General features: G+C 63.3%; 22 protein-coding genes. 12 read left to right on the top strand and 10 right to left on the bottom strand.

What is annotated here, in order from left to right; translation table 11 throughout:
• Positions 1–193: 193 nt before the first annotated feature.
• From B5V03_RS21655 to B5V03_RS21640, 4 genes are all read right to left on the bottom strand, one after another.
• The gene (locus tag B5V03_RS21655) at positions 194–775 is read right to left on the bottom strand and encodes a TetR/AcrR family transcriptional regulator (protein WP_129272424.1); all 582 of its coding nucleotides are present in this window, start codon (positions 773–775) and stop codon (positions 194–196) included.
• A 32-nt stretch (positions 776–807) separates the two neighbouring features.
• Positions 808–1,299 (bottom strand): DUF302 domain-containing protein, encoded by a 492-nt coding sequence (locus B5V03_RS21650; RefSeq protein WP_129272423.1) that lies wholly within the window; start codon positions 1,297–1,299, stop codon positions 808–810.
• A gap of 60 nt (positions 1,300–1,359) precedes the next feature.
• Entirely contained in the window at positions 1,360–2,823 is a 1,464-nt protein-coding gene (locus B5V03_RS21645) for an amidase family protein (protein WP_129272422.1), read from the bottom strand.
• A gap of 471 nt (positions 2,824–3,294) precedes the next feature.
• Positions 3,295–3,921: a LysR family transcriptional regulator gene (locus B5V03_RS21640; protein ID WP_129272421.1), complete on the bottom strand. Its 627-nt coding sequence runs from the start codon at positions 3,919–3,921 to the stop codon at positions 3,295–3,297.
• A gap of 199 nt (positions 3,922–4,120) precedes the next feature.
• Here B5V03_RS21640 and B5V03_RS21635 point away from each other — a divergent pair, with 199 nt between their 5' ends.
• Complete coding sequence (locus B5V03_RS21635) at positions 4,121–4,816, top strand: L-2-amino-thiazoline-4-carboxylic acid hydrolase (protein ID WP_129272420.1); 696 nt, start codon at positions 4,121–4,123, stop codon at positions 4,814–4,816.
• Positions 4,817–5,107: 291 nt separating this feature from the next.
• On the opposite strand, the gene B5V03_RS21630 is transcribed toward B5V03_RS21635, so the two are convergent.
• From B5V03_RS21630 to B5V03_RS21615, 4 genes are all read right to left on the bottom strand, one after another.
• On the bottom strand, positions 5,108–6,133 hold the full coding sequence (locus B5V03_RS21630; protein WP_129272419.1) for an ABC transporter permease: 1,026 nt from the start codon (positions 6,131–6,133) through the stop codon (positions 5,108–5,110).
• 11 nt (positions 6,134–6,144) lie between these two features.
• Positions 6,145–7,647 carry a sugar ABC transporter ATP-binding protein gene (locus B5V03_RS21625; protein WP_129272418.1) on the bottom strand — a complete coding sequence of 501 codons (1,503 nt, stop codon included), beginning with the start codon at positions 7,645–7,647 and terminating at the stop codon, positions 6,145–6,147.
• Positions 7,648–7,651: 4 nt separating this feature from the next.
• Positions 7,652–8,674: a sugar ABC transporter substrate-binding protein gene (locus tag B5V03_RS21620; RefSeq protein WP_129272417.1), complete on the bottom strand. Its 1,023-nt coding sequence runs from the start codon at positions 8,672–8,674 to the stop codon at positions 7,652–7,654.
• A 145-nt stretch (positions 8,675–8,819) separates the two neighbouring features.
• A complete protein-coding gene (locus B5V03_RS21615) occupies positions 8,820–9,224 on the bottom strand; it encodes a globin (protein ID WP_164988188.1) in 405 nt (134 codons plus the stop codon).
• Between the two features lie 481 nt (positions 9,225–9,705).
• Here B5V03_RS21615 and B5V03_RS21610 point away from each other — a divergent pair, with 481 nt between their 5' ends.
• The 10 genes from B5V03_RS21610 (at position 9,706) to B5V03_RS21565 (ending at position 20,494) form a co-directional block, all read left to right on the top strand.
• Positions 9,706–10,080 (top strand): DUF2946 family protein, encoded by a 375-nt coding sequence (locus B5V03_RS21610; protein ID WP_206736174.1) that lies wholly within the window; start codon positions 9,706–9,708, stop codon positions 10,078–10,080.
• Between the two features lie 84 nt (positions 10,081–10,164).
• The gene (locus tag B5V03_RS21605; protein WP_129272425.1) at positions 10,165–12,567 is read left to right on the top strand and encodes a TonB-dependent receptor family protein; all 2,403 of its coding nucleotides are present in this window, start codon (positions 10,165–10,167) and stop codon (positions 12,565–12,567) included.
• 26 nt (positions 12,568–12,593) lie between these two features.
• Positions 12,594–13,805 carry a sialidase family protein gene (locus B5V03_RS21600; protein ID WP_129272414.1) on the top strand — a complete coding sequence of 404 codons (1,212 nt, stop codon included), beginning with the start codon at positions 12,594–12,596 and terminating at the stop codon, positions 13,803–13,805.
• A complete protein-coding gene (locus B5V03_RS21595) occupies positions 13,802–14,299 on the top strand; it encodes a TlpA family protein disulfide reductase (RefSeq protein WP_129272413.1) in 498 nt (165 codons plus the stop codon). Before B5V03_RS21600 ends, B5V03_RS21595 begins: the two co-directional genes overlap by 4 nt.
• A 28-nt stretch (positions 14,300–14,327) precedes the next feature.
• Positions 14,328–14,849: a copper chaperone PCu(A)C gene (locus tag B5V03_RS21590; protein WP_129272412.1), complete on the top strand. Its 522-nt coding sequence runs from the start codon at positions 14,328–14,330 to the stop codon at positions 14,847–14,849.
• A gap of 32 nt (positions 14,850–14,881) precedes the next feature.
• Entirely contained in the window at positions 14,882–15,400 is a 519-nt protein-coding gene (locus B5V03_RS21585; protein WP_129272411.1) for a YcnI family protein, read from the top strand.
• Complete coding sequence (locus B5V03_RS21580) at positions 15,400–16,962, top strand: copper resistance CopC/CopD family protein (protein WP_129272410.1); 1,563 nt, start codon at positions 15,400–15,402, stop codon at positions 16,960–16,962. Before B5V03_RS21585 ends, B5V03_RS21580 begins: the two co-directional genes overlap by 1 nt.
• A 147-nt stretch (positions 16,963–17,109) precedes the next feature.
• On the top strand, positions 17,110–18,429 hold the full coding sequence (gene proS, locus B5V03_RS21575) for a proline--tRNA ligase (protein ID WP_129272409.1): 1,320 nt from the start codon (positions 17,110–17,112) through the stop codon (positions 18,427–18,429).
• A gap of 72 nt (positions 18,430–18,501) precedes the next feature.
• Positions 18,502–19,782, top strand: a complete 1,281-nt coding sequence (locus B5V03_RS21570) for a lipoprotein-releasing ABC transporter permease subunit (protein WP_129272408.1) — start codon at positions 18,502–18,504, stop codon at positions 19,780–19,782.
• Between the two features lie 7 nt (positions 19,783–19,789).
• The gene (locus B5V03_RS21565; RefSeq protein WP_129272407.1) at positions 19,790–20,494 is read left to right on the top strand and encodes an ABC transporter ATP-binding protein; all 705 of its coding nucleotides are present in this window, start codon (positions 19,790–19,792) and stop codon (positions 20,492–20,494) included.
• Between the two features lie 151 nt (positions 20,495–20,645).
• Here B5V03_RS21565 and B5V03_RS21560 read toward each other — a convergent pair whose 3' ends face one another.
• The gene (locus B5V03_RS21560; RefSeq protein WP_164988187.1) at positions 20,646–21,725 is read right to left on the bottom strand and encodes an alcohol dehydrogenase catalytic domain-containing protein; all 1,080 of its coding nucleotides are present in this window, start codon (positions 21,723–21,725) and stop codon (positions 20,646–20,648) included.
• A gap of 109 nt (positions 21,726–21,834) precedes the next feature.
• On the opposite strand from B5V03_RS21560, the gene B5V03_RS21555 reads away from it, so the two are divergent.
• Positions 21,835–22,608 carry a helix-turn-helix transcriptional regulator gene (locus B5V03_RS21555; RefSeq protein ID WP_129272405.1) on the top strand — a complete coding sequence of 258 codons (774 nt, stop codon included), beginning with the start codon at positions 21,835–21,837 and terminating at the stop codon, positions 22,606–22,608.
• A 163-nt stretch (positions 22,609–22,771) separates the two neighbouring features.
• Here the strand turns inward: B5V03_RS21555 and B5V03_RS21550 are convergent.
• Positions 22,772–22,976: hypothetical protein (locus B5V03_RS21550; RefSeq protein ID WP_206736173.1), on the bottom strand; the 205-nt coding region annotated here is incomplete at its 5' end.

Genomic DNA, 22,976 nt, shown 5'->3' with positions numbered 1-22,976 from the left:
GAACTCGTAGAACAACGCAGCCTGTTCGACTTGCCGATGTCCCATCATGATCTTCAGTCCTGCCAATTAGACTGACTGAATCACTGATCCCTCTGCGTCGCAACAGTCGCCTTTTTCAACACAATCGGCCAGAAGCCGACCTCGGATTTTTGGCGGACGACGATCTCCATGCTGAGCCTCCCGGCTTCCTAATCTAGGAAGATGCAACTCGTGCCAAGTGCAAGGCGGCCTCAACGCCGCCTTCCAAGATCTGCTCTGCCTGCGTAGCATTGGGCATAGCCCGTGCGAACTGGAGGGTGCCCACCATGAGGCCGAAGATGGCGGTCGCGCGGCGGCGGCTCGCTTCTGCATCTGCGTCAGGAAGCAGCGCGGCCAATGTCGCAACGTAGCTTCGCAGCCCTTTCTCGTAGTCTTTCCTGGTGGACAGGGGCTGTCGGGCGATTTCCGGGAGCAACGCCGCCGAAGGGCATCCTTCCGCCGGGTCTCCAAGGTGAGCGCGGTTGAGGTATCTCCGGATCGCCCCCTCGAGGGCCAGGCCCCTCCGCTGATCCTCATCAAGGCGATGTTGTTGGTCGCTGAGCGCGCTCGCCAGCGCCTCGCGAACGAGCGCGTCTTTGGACTCGAAGTGCGGAGAGAATGCGCCTTTGGTGAGGCCGGCCTCGCCCATGATTCCGGCGATCCCAGTGGCGGAGATGCCGTCTCGGCGCATGCACTTCGACGCAACATCGATGATGTGCCGTCGCGTCGCTGCCTTATGACCTTTCTCGAAACGCATCTTCTCTTCACTCCATTAATGTCCTGCAGCCCTTACGCCGCAGCTGCTTCCAACAGGGATTGGAGATCGCGATCAAGCTTCTGGGCCACTGCATCGACATCATCGCTGCCAAACTGACCGAAAACGGATGCTGGTCGATCATATTCAAATGCGACACCGCCATCGTCATCCTCGCGCAGCAGGACGCGAATGGGCGCATACAGCCCCGCGGACAATTGGTGCCGGGTTATCTTGGATGCGGTGAGCGGATTTCCAATATCGTATTGGATGGATCGGCGCGTCAGCCCGGCAACAGCCAGGAGCGCTCCATGGTCACGCTGACCGAAAATGGTGAGCGGCGGACCGGCCTCCAACTCTCGAAGTGCGCGCGTACTTTCACCGTATCGCAAGAGAGTGAATATCCCGTCATCGATGCAGGGGGCCAAGGTCGCGAGCTTGGCTCGAACGTCCTCGAAAGACCTTGTTGAGCGGATGGTGACGTGCTCGACCGGAATGACACGCGTTGAGTGCAGTGCATTAGCCATCTGTTCATCCCCTAATCGGTTGTCGTTGTTTGCAGGTCGCCACGCGAAGCGGCCACGACGTTAGATCGCACTCGACTTGGTGCCCAAGATGCCCTCGATGCTGCGGGCAAGGTTTAGAAGCCTTCGGTCGCTCCCTAAGGGGGCATCCAGCTCGAGCCCAATCGGCAGCCCCGCGCGAGACAAGCCAACAGGAAGGCTGATACCGGGCAGCCCCACGCTGCTTGCCGACACGGTGTGGTTCGCCAAAGCAAGGTAGCTGACTTCCTGCCCCGCGATATGAACGGTCGCCTGCTCCTCGATCAAAGGCGCCGTGCAGGGGGTTGTCGGTTGCAGAATGACCAGCGCCCCCTGAGCGACGAACGCCGTGTCGAACCGACGCTGGATTTCCGGCCGGCTCACGTCGAGTGCCGTTTGATAGGCCTCTGCCGAGGTCGCACCTGCACCACCCGGCAGTACGATGTGCCCCCACGCCTGCCGAAGTTGGGGCTTGAGACCCTCATAGATCGCCTCGAACGTGGTCGGAATGTCGTGGCGGCGAAGAAATTTCGAAATTGCGCCCATCGTCTCATGAGCGAAGATGCCCCATGTCGCGGTTTGGACGAGGGAATTGAAATCGTCGCCAAGGTCTATTTCAACGATCTCAGCGCCAGCGTCCTGCAGCCGCCGAACCACCTCGCGGAAGCGGGTCTCGATTTCCGAGTCCACCAGATCCAAGAATTGTCGCGGCGCGAAGGCCAGCCTCGCTCCCTTCAGGCTGTTGCCGCCGTCGGTGAACGCCGCAGCCAGTTCACCAGTCATGACCTGATCCACCAGAATGCAGTCCTCAACGATTCGTGCGAATACACCCGTCGTGTCGAGCGTATGGGAGATCGGCGCAACGCCGTCGCGTGGCCAACGTCCAGTGGTTGGCTTGAAGCCCACGACGCCACAGAACGATGCTGGCACTCGGATCGACCCAACGGTGTCACCGCCCAAGGACGCGGGAACGAGGCCGGCGGCCACGGATGCGGCCGAGCCGCTCGAGGAGCCGCCCGACACGCGATCTGGTGCGTGCGGATTCTTTACCTGGCCGTAACGTGCGTTGTGACCGGTCAAGCCGTACGACATCTCGACGAGGTTGTTCTTGCCGAAGACCAAAGCGCCCGCACCCTTAATGGCCCGGACAGCGTCGGCATCCTCGCGCGGCACGAAATGAGCGAGGCCTTCGACGCCCAGGCTGGTAGGCAGCCCTTTCGTCAAATAACTGTCTTTCACCCCGAGCGGCACGCCAAGTAGCGGAGCCGCCAATCCGGCGGCACGCGATTTGTCCGCGTCCCTTGCGGCCGCTAGCACCGCGGCCTCGTCGATGGTGATGAAGGCGTTCAGCTCGGCGAGCGCCCGGGCGCGCTGCAAAAGCGCTGCGGTGTAGGCCTCCGAGGTGATGTCGCCGTTGCGAACCGCTGCTGCAGCGGTTGCGAGCCCAAGCGATTCGACATCTGTGGTTTCTCGCGAAATGCGGGGTGAAGCTGTGGTCATGTCGTCCATGAAATCCTCGTAAAGGAGCTGTTTGGCGGCTCCCCGCCGCCGCCCAACGGCGGCTCAGCTGAATGCCATTACGATCATAATATTAAATTACGATCGTACTTCAATGGAAATGTGGGCCTCGCCGCACACATGAGCGTGAGGTGTGAGGTGTCGGCGGACCGATGGATTGCGGGCGCATTGCTTTCAACAGCGACTTCGGCTTCGGGTCACAAGCCGCCGAACACGTTGAAGGTCGTAGACTTCCGCTCTGCGTTGGCAAGCTGAAGTTCATGACTGCACGCCTTGGCTAGGGATCCTCGTGGCATTCTCGTTTTCTTGCTTCATTGCAGTATTTGCTGTTGGCCGTTGGATAGCTGGCCTGCCTATCGTCTTTCTCGCGGTTTATCTGTATGTCCGGCACGTCATTTCGATCGCAAGCGCGCACGACGTGGGCTTGTTCGTGGGCCTTGAGGTCAGCAACAAGCTGCCGCCTCAACCTCCGACGCCGCCGACCAGACGAGGGCGGCGGTTTGCGAGCGCTTTCTCAACCGGCAGACCGCGCAGCCATTCGCGAAAACTGACGATCTCGGGGCAATCCGCGGTGCCTTCAGGCGCTATCAGCCAATCGCCGGGGGCCGATCCCTCATCGACGCGGTCGCAGCGATAGCCCGGATGGTGGCCGAGACCGCGGGCGATCAAGAGGTCGACCTTGCCCTCGACCAATTCGTGCAGGCCCGCGGGCTGGAGCACCCGCAAGCCGATCTCCGCATGCGCGCTGCGAAACGACGCCAGATCGAGGCGGCGCAAATCGAAGCTGCCATGGGCGCCCAGTTGCAGCAGCACCGCGCCTGCCGGTTTCAATTGCGAGGTCGCCTCCGCAATGTGGCGAAAGCCCTCGGAGACACCGGGCAGATAGGCCTGACCGGCCGCTGTCAGAATGAGCTGCTTGTGCAGCCGCTCGAACAGCTGCACGCCGAGGCGCGCCTCCAGCGCTTTCACCTGTTGCCCCACGGCGGCTGGCGTCACGTGCAGCTCGTGCGCGGCGAGCTTGAAGCTGAGATGCCGGGCGGCGGCCTCAAAAGCGCGGAGCGCGTTGAGCGGGGGAAGGGCGTAGGTCATCGCGCCGCAGTTTGACACCGATGGGCCGCAGCCTTGCAATAGATTTTCTTGCGCTGAACCGCAGGAATGATGCTTTGCGCCGGGGCGACGCCGCCGGATACGGTCGGCCCGCAATTCGGAGAAACTCCGTGCCCCCAGCGAGGCGATCGCCGCGGAGCGAAACCGGTGTCGCGAATGAGTCAATCACAGCAGGTGTCCAATGGCCGAAAACATCCATCCGTTCTACCAGACGCATCGGGGCGCCATGGAAGCCGCCATGCGCCAGCGGCTTGACCTTGCCGATGCGATGTTGCGCGAGCGCGCGCATCTCGCCGGGATCGATGGGATCAGGCGGGAGGTGATGGACGAATTCGAGATCGTCCTCACCCAGATGCCCAATGTCGGCGGCGCGGCAAGCCGCATGAGCGATTTCTTCATGCGCCTGACGGGGTTCATGGCCCTCAGCCGGGTGCTGCGGCGGCACGGCGTGCCGGTGCCCGTGATCGGCGAGATCGAGCGGGAGACCTACAAGGCGCAATTGCTGACCGCGCCTGAAGCGGAGCGTCTCGCCGCAGGCCGCCAATTCATGTCGCCGGAGAACCAGGCCCTGCTGCGCGAGCAGGCGGCAAGAAGCGTTACTGAAAGCCATCAGACCGAGTTTCCGGAAGATTTCGTCTACGATTTCGTCGAGCCGGGTCCAGAGGACAACTTTGAATTCGGCATCGACTACAAGGCCTGTGGCTTCTGCAAACTCGCGGCGCGCCATGGCGACAAGGACATCCTGCCGAACATCTGCGGGCTCGATTTCGTCGCCTACGCAGCGCGCGGCATCCGCCTGGAGCGGACGCAAACGTTGGCGGGCGGCGCAAGCCATTGCAATTTCCGCTTCTCGCTGGATGTAACAGCGGAAACTTGAGGGATTGCTCTCCTGCCGCCGCATCGTCATTGCGAGCGCAGCGAAGCAATCCAGAATCTTTCCGCGGCGTCTGGATTGCTTCGCTGCGCTCGCAATGACGGAGGCTGGGGCGTGGTCCTGATCCCGCCGATGCGCCCACCGCCATGATGACATCCTACTCCTGTTTTGCCCGACGGGTCAAGTTGTCTTCGAAAAATCCGCAATTTGGTAATGTCGCCCTCAAGCCGTTGATTTCGCTGATCCCGGCTACTGTGCATGGGGTTGTTTCCGCATTTTTGTTTTGACGGCCTTCTACTCCGCCGCTTTTTCCCGCAGCCGCTGCGCATAGACGTTGATGATCAGTGCCGCCAGCAGGATCAGGCCGCGGATCAGGATCTTCAAAAAACTGTCGATGTTGACGTGGTCGAGGCCGTTGTTGAGGACGCCGAGCACGAAGAGCCCGACGATGGTGTTGCCGATGCCGCCGCGGCCGCCGAACAGGCTGGTGCCGCCGACCACGACGGCGGCGATGGAGTCGAGCAGATAGGTGTCGAACTCGTTCTGCTGCGCGCTGCCGAAATGAGCGACACCCAGCATGCCGCCGATGCCCGAGCACACCGCCGAGATCACCATCACGGCGCCTAAGATGAGCTTGACGTTGAGGCCGGCATATTCGGCGGCCTCGCGGTTGCCCCCGACCATGTAGACGTAGCGGCCGAAGCGCGTGTAGGTCAGCACCAGATGGCCGCCGAGCAGCATGATGGCGGCGACGATGACGATCCAGGGGATGCCGCCGACCGAGCCGGAGCCGAGCGTGGTGATCACGTCAGGCACCTTGTAGGCGATCTGGCCGCGCACCAGCATCGCGGAGATGCCGGCGGCGATCTGCATCATCGCCAAGGTCATGATGAAGGAGGGGATGCCGATCACAGTCAGCCCCAGCGCGTTGACGAGACCGAGAGCGGCGCAGAGCGCGATGGCGAGCAGGATCGCGACCGCGCCGGGCAGCGGCAGATTGGCGATGTTGACGTAGGACTCCTGGGCCGTGAAGAACGCGACCGCGATGCCGGTGACGTTGGCAATGCCGGCGATCGAGAGGTCGATCTCGGCGCACAGGATCACGAACGTCAGTCCGACGGCGATGATGCCTGTGACCGACACCTGGGTGAGGATGTTGCCGAGATTGTCGAGCGTCGCAAAGGAGGGGCTGGCGAGGGCGAAGAACGCGGACAGGAAGATCAGCGTCAGGAACGGTGCGATGTTACGCATCTGCGAGCGCAGGAAGGGGCCGAGGCCTCGCGCCCGCTGCCCCGTCGCGAAAGCCGTTTCACTGCTCATGTGCTTCTCCGTCACGCCGCTTCCAGCAGGCGGTCCTTGCTGACCGGCTCGTTCCTGAATTCCCGCACCAATGCGCCGCGCTTGAGCACGAGGATGCGGTCGGCCAGCGACAGCACCGTTTCCGGCTCGGTCGACAGCACGATGATGGCAAGCCCTTTTGTGCGGAGATCGCGGACGATGTTGATGACGTCGTTCTTGGCGCCGACATCCATGCCGCGCGTCGGCTCGCACAGCACCAGCAGCTTTGGCGGATAGGTCAGCCATTTCGCCAGCGCGACCTTCTGCTGGTTGCCGCCGGAGAGCATGCCGAGGTCGAGGCCGACCACCGGCGGCCTGATCTGCAACTGCTCGACCTGCCGCCTGGCGATGTCGCGCTCCTGCGCCGGCTTGAGCAGCAGCGCCGAGATGCGATCCAAAATGCTGATCGAGATGTTCTTGTAGACCGGTTCCTGGTGGAACAGCATGGCGCGCCGGCTCTCCGGCACCAGCGCCACGCCCGCCCGCCGCGCCGCCGCCGTGCTGGCGAAGGTCTTTGGCGTGCCATCGACGGCGAGGGTGCCGCTATCAGGCTTCAGCTTGCCGAACAGGATGCGCGACAGCTCCTGCTGGCCGCAGCCCATGAAACCGTAGATGCCGAGCACTTCGCCGGCGCGCGCCTCGAAGGAGATGTCCTTCAGGCTACGGGCCAGCGACAATTGGTCGACCCTCAGGACCACGGAGCTGTCGCTCGGCCGTGGCAGCATGAGGTCATCGGTGTAGCTGTGCTCGAGCGCTTCGCCGCCACGGCCGATCATGGCCTCGATCAGCGCGCCCTTGCTGGTTGCGGTGGATGCAGTCTCGGCGACCTTCCGCCCGTTGCGGAATACGGTCACCGTGTCGGACACGCGAAGGATGTCCTCGATGAAATGCGAGATGAAGACGATGGCCGTGCCTTCCTCGCGGAGGCGCCGGAGTGTTGCGAAGAGCCGTTCGACTTCAGGCGGGGAGAGGGCGGAAGTCGGCTCGTCCAGGATGACGATGCGGGCGCCGGAGAACAGCACGCGCGCGATCTCGATCAGTTGCTGGAGCCCGATGGGCAAGTCGCCGAGCCGGCTCATCGGATCGACGTCGATGCCGAAGCGGGCAAGCTGCTCGCCTGCCTCGCGCGCCATGCGCCGCCATTGCACGAGTCCGAGGGCGTTGGTCGGCTGGTTGCCCAGGAACACATTCTCGGCGACCGTGAGGTCGGGCGCGACAGAGAGCTCCTGATGCACCATGGCGATCCCAGCCGCATGCGCATCGCGCGCCGAGCGGAAATGCGTCTCCTGGCCGTCGACCAGGAAGCGGCCGGAGAATTCGGTGTGCACGCCGGCGATGATCTTCATCAGCGTGCTTTTTCCCGCGCCGTTCTCGCCGACGAGACCGTGGATCTCGCCGGGGGAAAGCGCGAAGTCGACACCACGAAGCGCTTCGACGCCGCCGAAGCTCTTCGTGATGCCCTGCAGTTCCAGGATGGGTGGACGAACCTCAGTCATGGACTCAGATCAGGAAGTGATCCTGCATCCACTGCATTCCCGCGGCGTTGGCCTTGGTCACGACCGGGCCGTCGGTGACGACGTTCTTGGGGATGCCCTGTCCGCTCTTCTCGCCGCCGACCACGGCGGAGACGCCCGCGATGATCGCGCCGCCATGGATGCGGCAGGACGGATTGCGGACGGTTGCGAACATCCGGCCTTCGCTGACCGCCTGAATCGCCGGCGGCATGGCGTCGACGCCGCCAATCAGGATGTTGGTGCGATTGCGCGCCTTAATGATGTTGGCGGCGGCGAGCGCCATGTCGTCATTGTGGAAGAACGCCGCGTCGATCTGCGGGTATTTGGTGAGGTAAGTTTCCCAGAGCCGCGCAGTCTTCGACACGTCCCAGTCGGCCGGCTGGGTGTCGAGCACCTCGATGCCGGGGAATTGCTTGACGACGTTGTTGAAGCCCTTCGCCCGGCCTTGCGCGCCGGTATGGCCGAGGGCGCCTTGCGTCATGATGATCTTGCCCTTGCCGCCCATCGCGTTGCACAGCGCCTGCGTCACCGAGGCGCCCATGAACTCGTTGTCGGGGGCGAGGAAGGAGTGGACATTGATCTGGTCAAGCGGCGCAATCAGCGTGTCCATGTCGATCACGGGCGTGCCGGCGTCGATCATCTTCTGCACGGGCTGGGTGAGGGTGCCGATGCCGAACGCCTGGATCGCGACGAAATCCCATTTCTGCGAAGCCATGTTGTCGATCGCCGCGCGCTGCTTGACAGCATCGAGCTGGCCGTCGAACCAGGTGACCTCGACATTGAACAGCTTGCCCCAGAACTCCGCGGCCTGCTTGCCTTGCGCGCACCAGGTGGCCTGAAGGCCCGCGTTAGAGAACGCCGCCTTCAGCGGCTTCTCGCTTCGTCCGACTTCGGCCGCCAATGCGGGGTTTATGCCCATGCTGCCGAGGATGGCAGCTCCGGCGCCGGCGGCCGCTGCCGCCTGAAGAAGATCGCGCCTCGTCGTCGAGAAATCTTTCGTCCCGGACATCGCTTGCTCCCATAGATTTTATCTCGGCGCGTCATTGCTTGCGCGACCGACGTCCGAAAGTGTCTCACAATCGAAGAGTTCGCGCCACCCAATCCGCAATCGCGTTGCGGCTTCGCCGCGAGCCGCGTTGGTGCAGCGCGAAGCGTTACGCTGCGATGCCAGCGAAGGTGTCGATCTCGATGAGCAATGTATCCCAGGCCTGCGCGATGTCCGGCGACCATTCATCACCGAGCAGGTTGCGCAGCGAATCCCTGATCACGGCGAAGAAGGCGATGAACAACTCGCGCGGCGTGCCATAGGCATCGTGCGACGACACTTCGCAGGCGATCAGCCGGAAATGACCACTGCGCTCACCCGCGAAATCTAGGATCGCCTCGATCGTCAGCGCAAGCATCGAGCCCTTCACGAGCTCGCTGCCTTGCGTGCGGAACATCGCCCGCGTTTCCGGATGCTGGTCGAACAAACGTTGATAGACGAGCGGCGTGAGATCCGCGCAGCGCGCGGCCGCAAGTTCGAAGCTCTCTTCGATTGGATTAGATGGATCGCTCATCACCATCGAGGCCACGCAGACAAAAAAAGAGCGGGGCCCTAGCCCCGCTCGAAAATTGTGTCGACCCTATTATCCCCGATTTCTAAGATTTGCTCTTGATTGACGGGGCGACGCTGCGTTTTGCGCGCCAGGGGCTCCTCCCGAGACTTGGACCACCAGACTTCGACCTCGCGGTTCTGCCTGAGCAAGAGGATGCTAGATCAACTTTTCTCACTTGTCATCATTTTCGGCAACGATTGTTCAAAATAAGAGCAGCGAACGAAATGATCGGGCTGTTTACCAGGTAAGCATATGACAAATATAAGAAATCTGTGGACGGCCAGGGTTGCCGGACTGCCTCAAATGCCGGACGTCCCCTCCCGCGGGCGGCCCGGACCACAGTTTTCGAGAAATTTGCGCCGGGCCAAGAAGGCGGCGGAACCGACCTCGACTCAGGACCGGGCGAGGTGTTTAGTTAGCGCACGAACGAGTGGTTCGGTGGATGCGCGCACGGCTACAAAAATTCCTACCCCTGGTCCTGCTCGCTTTGGCGATGCAGGTGCTGGCGCCGATCGCCGCCTGTCTGGCGGCCAGCCAGTCTGTGGCCGATCCGCTGTCCGCTGCCGTCATCTGCCACAGCGCGGGTGAGCGGGGTGGTCTGAACGATCAGACCGGCACACCGACCGCGCATGCCGCTGCCTGTGCGCTCTGCTGTCTGGCGCAGGCGGCTGCTTCGCTCGATTCGCCGCCGCAGCTTGCACTGGCCATTCCCTTCCGACACGCCGAACGCGTGATCTGGCATCAGGCGGATGCCTCCACGGTTTCCGCCCCTAAGGGCTCCCACGCCCAGGCGCGCGCGCCACCTCGATTTTCCTGACGACCCTCAGTGTCGCCGCGGTTCGTCCGCTGGCGATTGATGCTGTCGAATGGCCGGAAAGAAAGCCGGCGTCAGGAATGCCCCATGTTGAATTGTCATGCCCGCCGTGGCGTGAGCATCGTTGCCGTCCAGGCCGCGCTGCTTGCATCGTCGAGCGGAGCCTTTGCCCAAAGCAGCAATACCGTGCTTCCCGCGGTGACCGTTGAGGCGCCGCAGGCCGCACGTGCCAAACCTGTAACCCGGTCTCCGCGCCAGCGATCCGCTTCGGCGGGCCGAGCGGCGAAGCCCGTTGTGCCGAACGCGAGCACCAGCGCACCGACCCAGAACAGGACGGTGACCGCCAGCGCTGCGCGAGATGGTCTCAATCAGGCGCCGGCCGGCCAGACCGCGACGACCATCGATCGCAGCCAGTTCGACAACCGCCCCTCGTTTTCGGTCAGCGACGTCCTGCGGGACAGCCCGGGCATTTCGATCAAGCAAGGGAACGGCCCGCGCGATTTCGGCATCTCGATTCGCGGATCCAACGCCCGGAACGGGTTCGGCATCCGCAATCTCGTGATCTTCGACGACGGCTTTCCGGTGACGCAGCCGGACGGCCTGTCGCGCAGCGACCTGATCGATCCCCACGCCTATGGTGCGATCGACGTCGTCCGCGGCCCCTCGTCGGCGCTCTACGGCAATTACGCGACCGGCGGCGCGCTCAATTTCCGGACGCGGCCGGGCGGTACAATCGACGGCGTCGAATATGGCGTCGACGGCGGCAGCTACGGCTATCTCAACAACTATCTTGCGGCCGGCAAGAAGGTCGGCAATTTCGAGGGCTCGCTGTTCGTAAGCGACACGCGGGGCGACGGCTATATCGGCAACAGCTGGTTTAATACGCAGACCGTCAACTTCCTCGGCACGCTCAAGGCAACGCCGGACGATCGCTTCACGGTCAAGATCATCAACAACGACCTCAGCGCGCGGTTGCCGCTTCGCTCTAATTTGAGCCAGTACTATCAAAATCCTTTCCAGCAAGGCTGTGCGACCGGCGTCACGGCAGCTGCCGGATGCGGCAACGTCACGCTGAACAACAACGGGTTCAATACCGTAGCAGGCACCGACAAGGAAACGGCCGTGCAGGCCGGGCTCGGCCGCACCGACCGTCGAACCATCGTCGGAGGCCGCTGGGAGCACGATTTCGACAACACCACGACCTGGCGCAATCAGTTCGTCTTCGACGACAGGAACATCAGTCAGCCGACCGGCACGACCAGCGCGATCGGCGACTTCCCGTCGTACAATTACATGAGCGATCTCACCAAACGCGGCGAGATTTTTGGCCTGGAGTCGATCGCGTTCTTCGGCGCCTTCTACAACACTCTGACGGCTTCGAGCGATACGCGGAACGTGATGCCGGGGGGCAATGCCACGCTCGGCAGGCTATCGAGCAATCTCTACAGCGAAACGACCAACTATGGCGTGCGCGTACGGCAGGAGCTCAAGCTGACGACCTCGCTGACAGCAGTCGCGGGCGTAGGCTGGGAAACAACTGTCCTGAAGGGAATAAACACGGCCTATTCGTATTCCGGCGCCGCCGGCATCACCACGACAACGCCGACCGTAGCGGACCGGCAGTTTCAGAATACGGCACCGGAGCTGGCTTTGATCTACAGGCTCAACAATGAATGGCTGTTCCGGGGGAGAGTCGCCACTGGATATGGCACCCCGCAGGTTTCGAATCTCTTTGTGGTCCAGACAGGTTTGTCAGGCAACAATACCCAGCTCCAGACTCAGAAAAACCTCGGCTACGATATCGGTTTTGATTGGACGCCGAACAGCGCGCTGAAGCTCAGCGCGACTGGCTTCTATGAGTTCTTCCGCAACGAAATTGTTACTCAGTCTACCCAAACCCCCGGTGTAACCTTTTCCTTCAACGCGCCGCGATCAGAGCATCGCGGTATCGAGCTTGCTGCCGAATGGAAGTTCTATCCGGGCTGGCGGTTCATGGCGGCCTACACCTATCTCGACGAAGTCTACACTGAGTATGTTGAGGCCCTCGCCAAGGGAACCGTGTTCAGCTTCAACCGGGCAGGCAACAAGATCCCCGGTATCTCACCCAACGAACTCACAGCCAGGGTCGGGTACGATGAGTTCGCCGGACCGCTGACGGGCCTCGGAGGCTTTGTTGAACTCCAGTGGAAGGATTCTTTCTACATGGATAATGCAAATGTATTGAAGGCGCCGGGGTATGAGCTGATTAATGTGAACGTTCACTACAAGACCGATCTCGTGTCCGACACATTCAGATCCCTGAATCTGTTTCTCGAAGTCAGGAACGTGTTCGACCGAACCTATATTGCCTCTGCAAACAATATCACCAACACGGTCTCCGCGGCCGGCGTTCAGGATTCTGCGAGCGTCCTCGCAAGCACGGCGCCTGGATCAATCTACGCAGGCTCGCCGCGGACTTTCGTTGCGGGTATGAAGGTGGCATTCAAATGATCCGGGCTCGCGAAGGGAATAGGGCCATGGTCCGAATTGGCTTGCTCGGGATAGTTGCTCTCGCGCTCTTGCCAGGTGCGGCGCTGGCGCAGATGCACGGTCAGCATGGCTCCGAAGCTGCGTGTGAGGAGCCGGCGCTGCGCTGCGCAACCAAGGTGACGCCTGCCTTCGGTCCGGACGGAACGTTGTGGCTGGTCTGGATGGCGGGCGGGCAGGTCTCGGTGGCGAGTTCGCAGGACGCGGGGCGCAGTTTCTCGGCTCCCGTCCAGGTCACGACCAAGCGGCTGAATCTCGATTGGGGACCGGACGCGCGACCGAAGATCGTGGTCGATCGCAAGGGCGGCATCGCGCTCGCATTCTCGATCTTCCGGGATGAGGCCTTCAACGGTCAGGTGCTCTACACGCGCTCGGCCGACGGCGGGAAGAGCTTTGCCGAGCTGAAGCCCATCACCGCAAACAACGAGAGCCAGCGGTTCGAGGCACTGGCGCTCGATCAGGATGGAACGGTCTTCGCCGCGTGGCTGGACAAGCGCAATCGTGTTCCCGCGAAAGAGGCGGGACAGAAATACGAGGGCGCGGGGCTGTTCTTTGCCTCGTCGCGAGATGGCGGTGCCACCTACACAGAGGCCGCTCTCGCGCGCGACAACACTTGCGAATGCTGCCGGCTGGGGCTGACATTCGCTGCGCCCGGGCGGCCGGCCGTGATCTTCAGGAACATTTTTGACGGTGGCGTGCGCGATCAAGCGGTCATGACCTTCACCGACGTCTCGAATCCGGGCGAAATCCATCGTGTCAGCAATGACGACTGGCAGATCAACGCCTGCCCGCATCACGGACCGAGCCTCACCATTGCGCCGAACGGAACCTATCACGTCGTCTGGTACACGAACGGGAAGGCGCGGAAGGGACTGTTCTACGCCCACTCGCGCGACGAAGGCCGCACCTTCTCTGCGCCTATGGCGCTGGGGCAGCCGGGCCGCAACCCGACGCGCCCTTACGTGCTCGCGGGCGCGACGGGAACGGTGATGGCGTGGAAAGAGTTTGATGGCGAGAAGACCTCGGTCCAGATGACGATTTCGCGTGACGATGGCGAGACGTGGTCTCCGCCGAAGACGATATCGAGTACGACCGATACATCCGATCATCCCTTGCTGATCTCTAGTGGCCGACAGACCTACCTGTCGTGGATGACGAAAGCGGATGGCTATCGGCTGACAGCAATCGAGGACCAGCCATGAGACGTCGATTTGCCGGCATTGTGGGCCTCGGTATCCTGATCGCATCGATGACGATGCTCGGTGCTGCGCCGGCCCTGAAACCGTTTGAGCGCGGTACCTGGCAAAGCGTGCTCAAGGGCCACGCGGGGCGTCCGACGCTGGTGCATTTCTGGGGCGTGACCTGCGGGCCATGCAAGGTCGAGCTGCCGCTGCTCGGGCAGTTTGCGAAGGATCACCCTGGGATCGACGTCGTCACGATCAGCGCGGATCTCGTGCCGAACCTGCCGGCCGCGACGCAATCGATGCTTGATAAAGCGGGGTTGTCGTCGACCGAGAACTTCATCTTCAGCGACGGCTTTGTCGAGCGTTTGCGGTTCGAGATCGATCCCGCCTGGCAGGGCGACATCCCCCGGACCATCCTCATCTCGCGGGACGGGACCATCACGACGATCGAAGGCTCGGCCGAGATGGCCGATCTCGAAAAATGGTCGGGCCAACAGCTCGCCACACACTGAAATTCAATCTGCAACCGGGAAGACCGATATGAAGAAAATGTTGAAAGATACAATGTTCGCGGCGTTCGCTCTCGCGCTCTGTGCGGCGCCGGTACGCGCTGACGACGTCAAGGCCGGCGATCTCGTCATCTCGCAGGCGTGGAGCCGGGCGACGCCTGGTGGCGCCAAGGTCGCGGGCGGCTATCTGACCATCGAGAACAAGGGAACGACGGCGGACAAGCTGGTCAGCGTTTCCGCCGATATTGCGGGGAAGGCCGAGGTCCACGAGATGGCGATGGACAACGGTGTGATGAAGATGCGCCCGCTCGACAAGGGGCTCGTGATCGATCCCGGCAAGACCGTGAAGCTCGCGCCCGGCGGCTATCATTTGATGCTCCAGGAACTGAAGGGCGCCTTCAAGGAGGGCGAGAAGGTGCCCGTCACGCTGGAGTTCGAAAAGGCCGGCAAGGTCGCTGTCTCTCTTGATGTCCAGGGCGTCGGCGCGCAGGCGCCCGGTGGTGGGGGGATGATGATGAAGAAAATGCCGGATCATTCGGGAATGAAGATGTGACGCAGCCGATCTGGGCTTTCAGGAGGTCAACCATGTCGATGCGATTTTGCCTGATCGCGGTTGCGGCACTCGCCGCGTCACCCGCGGCGGCGCACGTCTTTCTCGAGGGTAAGCAGGCGACGGTCGGCGCGTTCTACAAGGCCGTGTTCGCCGTGCCGCACGGCTGCGCCGGTTCGCCCACGGTGAAGATCCGCGTGCAGATTCCGGAAGGCGTGATCGCGGTGAAGCCGATGCCGAAGGCGGGCTGGAGCGTCGATGTGGTCGAGGGCAACTATGCCACTGAATACGATTATCACGGCAACAAGCTCTCCTCCGGCGTCAAGGAGGTGGCGTGGTCCGGCGGCAAGCTGCCGGACAAGAACTATGACGAGTTCGTCATGCACACAGTGCTGACCGATGCGCTCAAGCCGAACACGACCCTGTACTTTCCCGTCGTCCAGGAATGCGAGACCGGCGTCAGCCGCTGGATCGAAATTCCCACCGAAGGGGCAGGGCATTCGCATGAGGGTAAGTCGCCGGCGCCGGGCGTGAAGCTGTTGCCGAAGCCCTGATGCGCCTGCTCGCCGCGCTCGCGACGCTGCTCCTCATTGCCGGCTTCGCGACCGGCGCCTCGGCGCATGCGGCGCTTATCGCGGTCGAGCCGGCGAGCGGTAGCATGCTCGCAAGCGCGCCGAAGGCGGTGGAGCTGCGCTTCAACGAGGTGGTGACACCGGGCGCGATTCTGCTGATTGACGGTGCGGGCCTTGCGCGGGACGACGCTCGGGTCAACGCAGCGGGCGAGACCATTTCGGTCGTGATGCCGTCGGACCTGCCGCAGGGAACGGCCGTGGTCAGCTATCGTGTAATCTCTGAGGACGGTCACCCGGTCTCGGGCTCGGTGATCTTCTCGATCGGCACGCCGACGGCAACAAGGCCTCCGGTCACCGCGGATGGCCGGTTGAACGCGCTGATCTGGCTGGCCCGGATCGGTCTCTACCTCGGCCTGTTCGTTGGCGTCGGCGGCGTGTTCTTTGCGCGCTGGATCGCCTTGTCGATGATCGGGATGACCGTTCCGCGCGTAGCCCTCACCATCGGTGTTCCCTGTGCCATGGCGTCCCTTGGCGCGCTCGGTCTCGATCTCCTCGGGCTGCCGCCAGCGGCGCTCGCGACCATGGGCCCCTGGAAGATTGCGTTCGCAACCAGCGCCGGGCCCGCGCTGCTGGTTGCCATCGCCGCGATGCTGCTCGCGTTGATGGCGCTGCGCAGCGCATGGTATGCGCGCGCTCTTGCGATCATCGCGTTCGTCGGCGTCGGTCTGTCGCTTGCGATGACCGGGCACGCTGCAACGGCGCCGCCGGAGGCGTTGACCCGGCCGGCGATCTTTCTCCACGGCCTCGGCGTCACCATCTGGATCGGCGCCCTCGCGCCGCTCGTCGCGCTGGTGTCGAAGCCGACAAGCGCGACGCTCCCCGTCGTGAACCGTTTTTCCCGCATCGCTGCGCTGGCGGTCGCCGGGCTGGCCCTGACCGGTCTCGCACTGGCGATTGTCCAGCTCGACAAGCCGGCAGCGCTGGTCGAGACCCGCTACGGATTTATCCTCTCGATCAAGCTTGTGTTTGTCACAGGGTTGCTGGCGCTTGCCGCGCTCAACCGGTTCCGGCTGACACCGGCCTTGGCTGGGGGCCAGAATGCGACGCCCGCGCTGAAGCGCTCGATCCTGCTGGAAGGTCCGATTGCACTCGCCATCCTTGCCGCGGTCGCTGGCTGGCGCTTCACGCCGCCGCCGCGGACGATCGTTCCCGAAACGCCGCTGGCGGTCCACATCCACACCGACAAGGCAATGTTCCAGGTGCTGGTCTCGCCGGGCAAGGCTGGCGTCGATGACTTCGTGCTCCAGCTGATGACCGGCGATGCGGCGCCGCTTTCGGCCAAGGAGGTGACGCTCGCCCTGAGCCTGCCCGAGCGCGGCATCGAGCCGATCGAGCGGGCCGCCTCACGCGGGCCGGACGGCTACTGGCATGTGCGCAAGGTCGAGCTGCCCTTCGCCGGCCGCTGGCATCTGCGGATCGATGCGCTGGTGACTGATTTCGAGAAGATCACGCTCGAGGACGATCTTGAGGTGGCGCCGCCTTAAGGCGTACGGCGTTCAAGTCGAACCTGAAGGCAACGGAAAAATGACAGGAATTTCGTTGCGTTAGCGGCTTTTCCTCATTCCCGGTCTTGTGTTTTCGCTCTCAATCCGCTTTCACTGCAGGCCATCACTGATTCCTCGAGTATTGCCATGCGGTTGTCGCGGTTCTTTCTGCCCATCCTGAAGGAAAATCCGAAAGAGGCGGAGATCGTCTCGCATCGGCTGATGCTGCGCGCCGGCATGATCCGGCAGGAGGCGGCCGGCATCTATGCCTGGCTGCCGCTCGGCTTCCGCGTGCTGAAGAAGATCGAACAGATCGTGCGCGAGGAGCAGGACCGCTCCGGCGCGCTGGAACTGTTGATGCCGACGCTCCAGCTCGCCGACCTCTGGCGCGAGAGCGGCCGCTATGACGCCTATGGCCCGGAGATGCTGCGCATCGCCGACCGCCACAAGCGCGAGCTCTTGTACGGGCCGACCAACGAGGAAATGATCACCGAGATTTTCCGCGCTTACGTGAAGTCCTACAAGAGCCTGCCGCTCAATCTCTATCATATTCAATGGAAATTCCGCGACGAACAGCGTCCGCGCTTCGGCGTGATGCGCGGCCGCGAGTTTCTGATGAAGGACGCCTATTCCTTCGACCTCAACGAGGCCGCGGCACGCGTCGCCTACAACAAGATGTTCGTCGCTTACCTGCGCACCTTTGCGCGGATGGGGCTGAAGGCGATCCCGATGCGCGCCGAGACCGGCCCGATCGGCGGCGATCTCAGCCATGAGTTCATCGTGCTCGCCGAAACCGGCGAATCCGGCGTGTTCATCAATCGCGACGTGCTGGACCTGCCGGTGCCGGGCGAGGATGTGGACTATGAGAGCGACCTGACGCCGATCATCAAGCAATGGACTTCGGTCTATGCCGCCACCGAGGACGTCCACGACGCCGCGCGGTTCGAGCAGGAAGTGCCGGAAGAGAAGCGGGTGAACACCCGCGGCATCGAGGTCGGCCAGATCTTCTATTTCGGCACGAAATATTCCGACGCGATGAAGGCGCTGGTGGCGGGCCCCGACGGTGTCGACGTGCCGATCCACGGTGGCTCCTACGGCGTTGGCGTCTCACGCCTGCTCGGTGCCATCATCGAGGCCTGCCACGATGATGCCGGTATCAAATGGCCGGAGGCGGTGGCCCCGTTCCGCGTGTCGATCCTCAATCTCAAGCAGGGCGATGCCGCGGTCGATGCGGCCTGCGAGAAGCTCTATGCCGAGCTCCAAGCCAAGGGCGTCGACGTGCTCTATGACGACACCGACCAGCGCGCCGGCGCCAAATTCGCCGCCGCAGACCTGATCGGCATTCCCTGGCAGATCATGATCGGGCCCAAGGGCCTCGCGGACGGCAAGGTCGAGATCAAGAAGCGCAGCGACGGCTCCCGCGAGACCATGTCGCCTGCGGACGCGGTCGCCCGGCTGGTCGGTTGAATAGTGTTCATCGCGCGATAGTGGGCCGGTAATCCGGCCACATTTGACCCCGAATCATGGGATTATCGAGCGATGGATGAAACCATGACAGAGACCAAGCCAACCGCGCCTTTCGCGCCCTTCGAGTGGATGTTGTCGGCGCGCTATTTGCGGGCACGCCGCAAGGAGGGATTCATCTCGGTCATCGCCGGGTTCTCCTTCCTCGGCATCATGCTGGGCGTGGCGACGCTGATCATCGTCATGGCCGTCATGAACGGCTTCCGCAAGGAGCTGCTCGACAAGATTTTGGGCCTCAACGGCCACATCCTGGTGCAGCCGCTGGAATCGCCGCTGACCGACTGGAAGGACGTCGCCGACCGCCTCAGCCAGGTTCAGGGCATCCGCCTTGCGGCTCCTGTGGTCGACGGCCAGGCGCTGGCCTCCTCGCCGTGGAACGCCTCGGGCGTGCTGGTGCGCGGCATCCGCTCGGACGACCTGAACAACCTCACCTCCATCGCCAAGAACATCAAGCAGGGCTCGCTCGAGGGTTTTGACGACGGGCAGGGCGTCGCGATTGGCCGGCGCCTCGCCGACCAGTTGTCGCTGCACGCCGGCGACAGCATCACGCTGGTGGCGCCGAAGGGCGCGGTTACCCCGATGGGCACCACGCCGCGCATCAAACCGTACAAGATCGTCGCGGTGTTCGAGATCGGCATGTCCGAATACGATCTCGGCTTCGTGTTCATGCCGCTCGCGGAAGCGCAGGCCTATTTCAACCGCAGCAACGACGTCACCTCGATCGAGGTGTTCACCACCAACCCCGACAAGATCGTCGCCTTCCGCCAGGCGGTGACGGAAGCCGCGGGCCGCCCGGTGTTCCTGGTCGACTGGCGGCAGCGCAACTCGACCTTCTTCAACGCGCTCCAGGTCGAGCGCAACGTGATGTTCCTGATCCTGACCATGATCGTGCTGGTCGCGGCGCTCAACATCGTCTCCGGCCTGATCATGCTGGTGAAGGACAAGGGCAGCGACATCGCGATCCTGCGCACCATGGGCGCTTCGCAAGGCTCGATCATGCGCATCTTCCTGATCACGGGCGCCTCGATCGGCGTGGTCGGCACGCTGGTCGGCTTCCTCGTCGGGCTGGTGATCTGTCTCAACATCGAATCGATCCGGCAATTCCTGTCCTGGCTGACCAGCACCGAGATATTCTCGCCGGAGCTTTACTTCCTGTCGAAACTGCCCGCCGAGATCGACGTCGGCGAGACCTCGGCCGTGGTCATCATGGCGCTGACGCTGTCGTTCCTGGCGACGCTCTACCCGTCGTGGCGCGCCGCGCGCCTCGATCCCGTCGAAGCGCTCCGGTATGAATGAGGGGCTGATGGAGCAACAGCATGGGGCTGAAGATGTACCGGTCATTTATCTCCACGAGATAAAGCGGCAGTACTTGCAGGGTGAGGTACCGCTGACGATCCTCGACGGCGCCAAGCTCGCGTTGTGGGCGGGGCAATCCGTTGCACTGGTCGCGCCATCAGGCTCCGGCAAGTCGACGCTGCTGCACATTGCGGGCCTGCTCGAAGCGCCGGATTCCGGCGAGGTCTATGTCAACGGCGCGCCGACCTCGCAGCTGCCCGACATCGAGCGCACCCAGCTTCGCCGCAGCGATATCGGCTTCGTCTACCAGTCGCATCGGCTGCTGCCGGAGTTCTCGGCGCTGGAGAACGTGATGATGCCGCAGATGATCCGCGGCCTGAAGAAGTCCGAGACCGTCAAGCGCGCCAAGGAGATCCTTGGCTATCTCGGCCTCGGCGACCGCATCACGCATCGCCCGGCGGAACTGTCCGGTGGCGAGCAGCAGCGCGTCGCCATCGCGCGTGCGGTGGCCAACGCGCCGCGCGTGCTGTTCGCGGACGAGCCGACCGGCAATCTCGATCCGCACACGGCGGACCATGTGTTCCAGGCCCTGATGCAGCTGGTCAAGGCCACGCAAGTCTCGATGCTGATCGCGACCCACAACATGGAGCTCGCCGGCCGCATGGACCGGCGCGTCTCGCTGTCGAACGGCCAAGTCATTGAGCTCGAGTAAAGTCGTCGAGCTCGAATAAACAAAACTGCGAAAACAACCCCATGCACAGTAGCCGGACACCGGCGGCTACGCGCGGGGTGACGCCCTTCAGCTCACTGAGATGTCATGCAAAACCGCTGCGACGGCGCATCGCCGCAGCGGCAGGCCATTTCTACGGCCTGATCACCGTCAGTTTGAACGGTCCGCCATTGGCCGCGGCATGCTCCATGGCCTCGTTGACGTGGTCGAGATCGAAGGCCGTCGTCTGGTATTCGTCGAGCCGCAACAGCCCGGATCGCACCAGCGCGATCAGGCGGCTCGCTGCGTCCGGCGGATACATCCAGACGCCGTGGATGCTGATGCAGTTGCGCATGATCCAGGGGTAGGGCAGCTCGAGCCCCGCGCCGCCCGCCATGCCGACGCCGCCCATCAGCACGACACGCCCGTAGGCGCGCACGGTCATCACCGCCGCGCGCACCACATTCGGGCTCACAGAGGGCGGCATGATATCAAAGACGCAATCGATGGGAACGGGCGCGGCGCGCTTCATGGCTTCGCAGTCGTCCTTCTCATTGCCCGTGAGTTTTACGGGTTTCACGCGATTACCAAAGCGGCGGACGAGGTCGGCCAAGATCGTCTCGTTGCGGCCGGGCGCGACCACGCAGGCCGCGCCCATCGCGAGTGCGACGGACACCGCCGCGCTGCCGAAATTGCCGGTGGCGCCGCTCACCAGCACGGTCTCGCCGGGCTGAAGGTTGGCGGCGAGGAAGCCGCCATAGGGCACCAGCAGCGTGCCGAGCGCGCACCATTGCGTGGCTTGCTCCGACGTGATCGGGCCGAGGCGTTTGACGTTCTCGGTCGGTACCCGCATCTGCTCGGCAAACGAGCCGCCGTGAAAATGCTTTTGCAGGCGCATGCCGCCGGGACCTGCGGCGGTCAGTCCCTGCAGGGCGATGTCGGGCGCAACGGCGTCGTCGCGCGACCGCACCGTCGGGTCGCAGAACACCCAGTCGCCGACCGCGAGCCTGGTCGCGTCCGGGCCGATCGCGCGCACCCGGCCGATGCCTCCGGGGCCCGGGATGATCGGCAGGTCGAGCGCATAATTGCGCTCCCCGCTGAAGACCTCGTTCATGTAGGAGAGGACGCGCGTGGCGACGACGTCGACGATGACCTCGCCGGTGCCGAGCACCGGGTCCGGCGCCTTCTCGATCGCAAGCGGGGATCCAAAGGATTTCAGTACGGCGGCTTTCATGGTGTTCACCTCAGGGTCTGGTGATACCGATATGCGTCGCCTTGGCGGGGTCAAGAAGGCCTGGTATTATCCTAGTATTCCAAAGGCCCTCCATCGCGGGAGCGACATCATGGCCGACCCACGCCGCGTCGAATTCGGCGACTTCCTGCGCTCCCGCCGCGAAAAGCTGACGCCCAAGACGGTCGGGCTGCCGGCGGGCAGCCGGCGACGTACCACGGGGCTGCGCCGCGAGGAGGTCGCCCAGCTCGCCGGCATCGGGGTCGACTGGTACATCCGCCTCGAGCAGGGGCGCACCGTCAGCCCCTCGGTCACCACCGTGGACGCGCTGGCGCGCGCGTTGCGCCTCAGCAAGACCGAGCACGCGCATCTGAAGGCGCTGGCGCGCGACGGCGCCAGAAGCGCGTTCACGCGCGAGGTCGTGCCGCCGCCGATCCAGCGGCTGGTCGAGAGCCTGCCGCATCCGGCCTACATCACCGGGCGGCGCTGGGACGTGCTGGCCTGGAACGAAGCCGCCGAGGAGATCTTTGCGTTCGGGCGGCTGCCGGAGGAGGATCGCAACACGCTGCTGCTGATGATGACCAACAAGCGGACCCGGAAGTCCTACGGCGCGGGCTGGGCGGACGTGGCCAAGCGCATGGTGGCGATGTTCCGCGCCACCCACGACGTCTGGGCCGGCGACCCCGCCTTTGCTGAATTGCTGACGCGGTTGCGCGAAGGCAGTCCCGAATTCGTCAAATGGTGGGGCGCCCATGAGGTGCACGGCACCTTGTCCGGCCGCAAGACCATGTCGCACCCGACCAAGGGCGTGCTGCATTTCGAGCACACGAGCTTTCAGGCCAACGACGATCCCGCGCTCAAGCTCGTGATCTACACGCCGGTCTAGAGCCATTTCCGTTCCGATGGAATCGGAACGGAGCTCTAGATTCTTGTTTTGACGCGTTTTCTCGACGCGAACCGGTGGTCCACTTCGCTCGAAAACCCTGGCTGCAAATTACGCAATGAAAGGCCGCCTGAAAGGCGACCCACGAAAGAACTCCCCCCGCTCGCTACTGCAGCGGGATTGATCCGGAAAATGCGCCATTGCTGCCGTTGGCGCTGACGGCATTGTTCCCGTAGGTGGCCAGTATGCCGCCTCCGGAGAAGCTCAGACCGGTACCGTTTCCGATTATGGAGGAGCCGTCGACGCGCACTGTCACGTTCGGCCCGATCGACCGAATGCCAATGGCATTGGTCACTGACCTGGTGTTCTTG

It is taken from the genome of Bradyrhizobium betae (genome assembly GCF_004123905.1).
GTDB lineage: Bacteria > Pseudomonadota > Alphaproteobacteria > Rhizobiales > Xanthobacteraceae > Bradyrhizobium > Bradyrhizobium betae_A.
The sequence above is the reverse complement of the archived record's forward strand: the minus strand, read 5'-3'. Positions and strand labels throughout refer to the sequence as shown.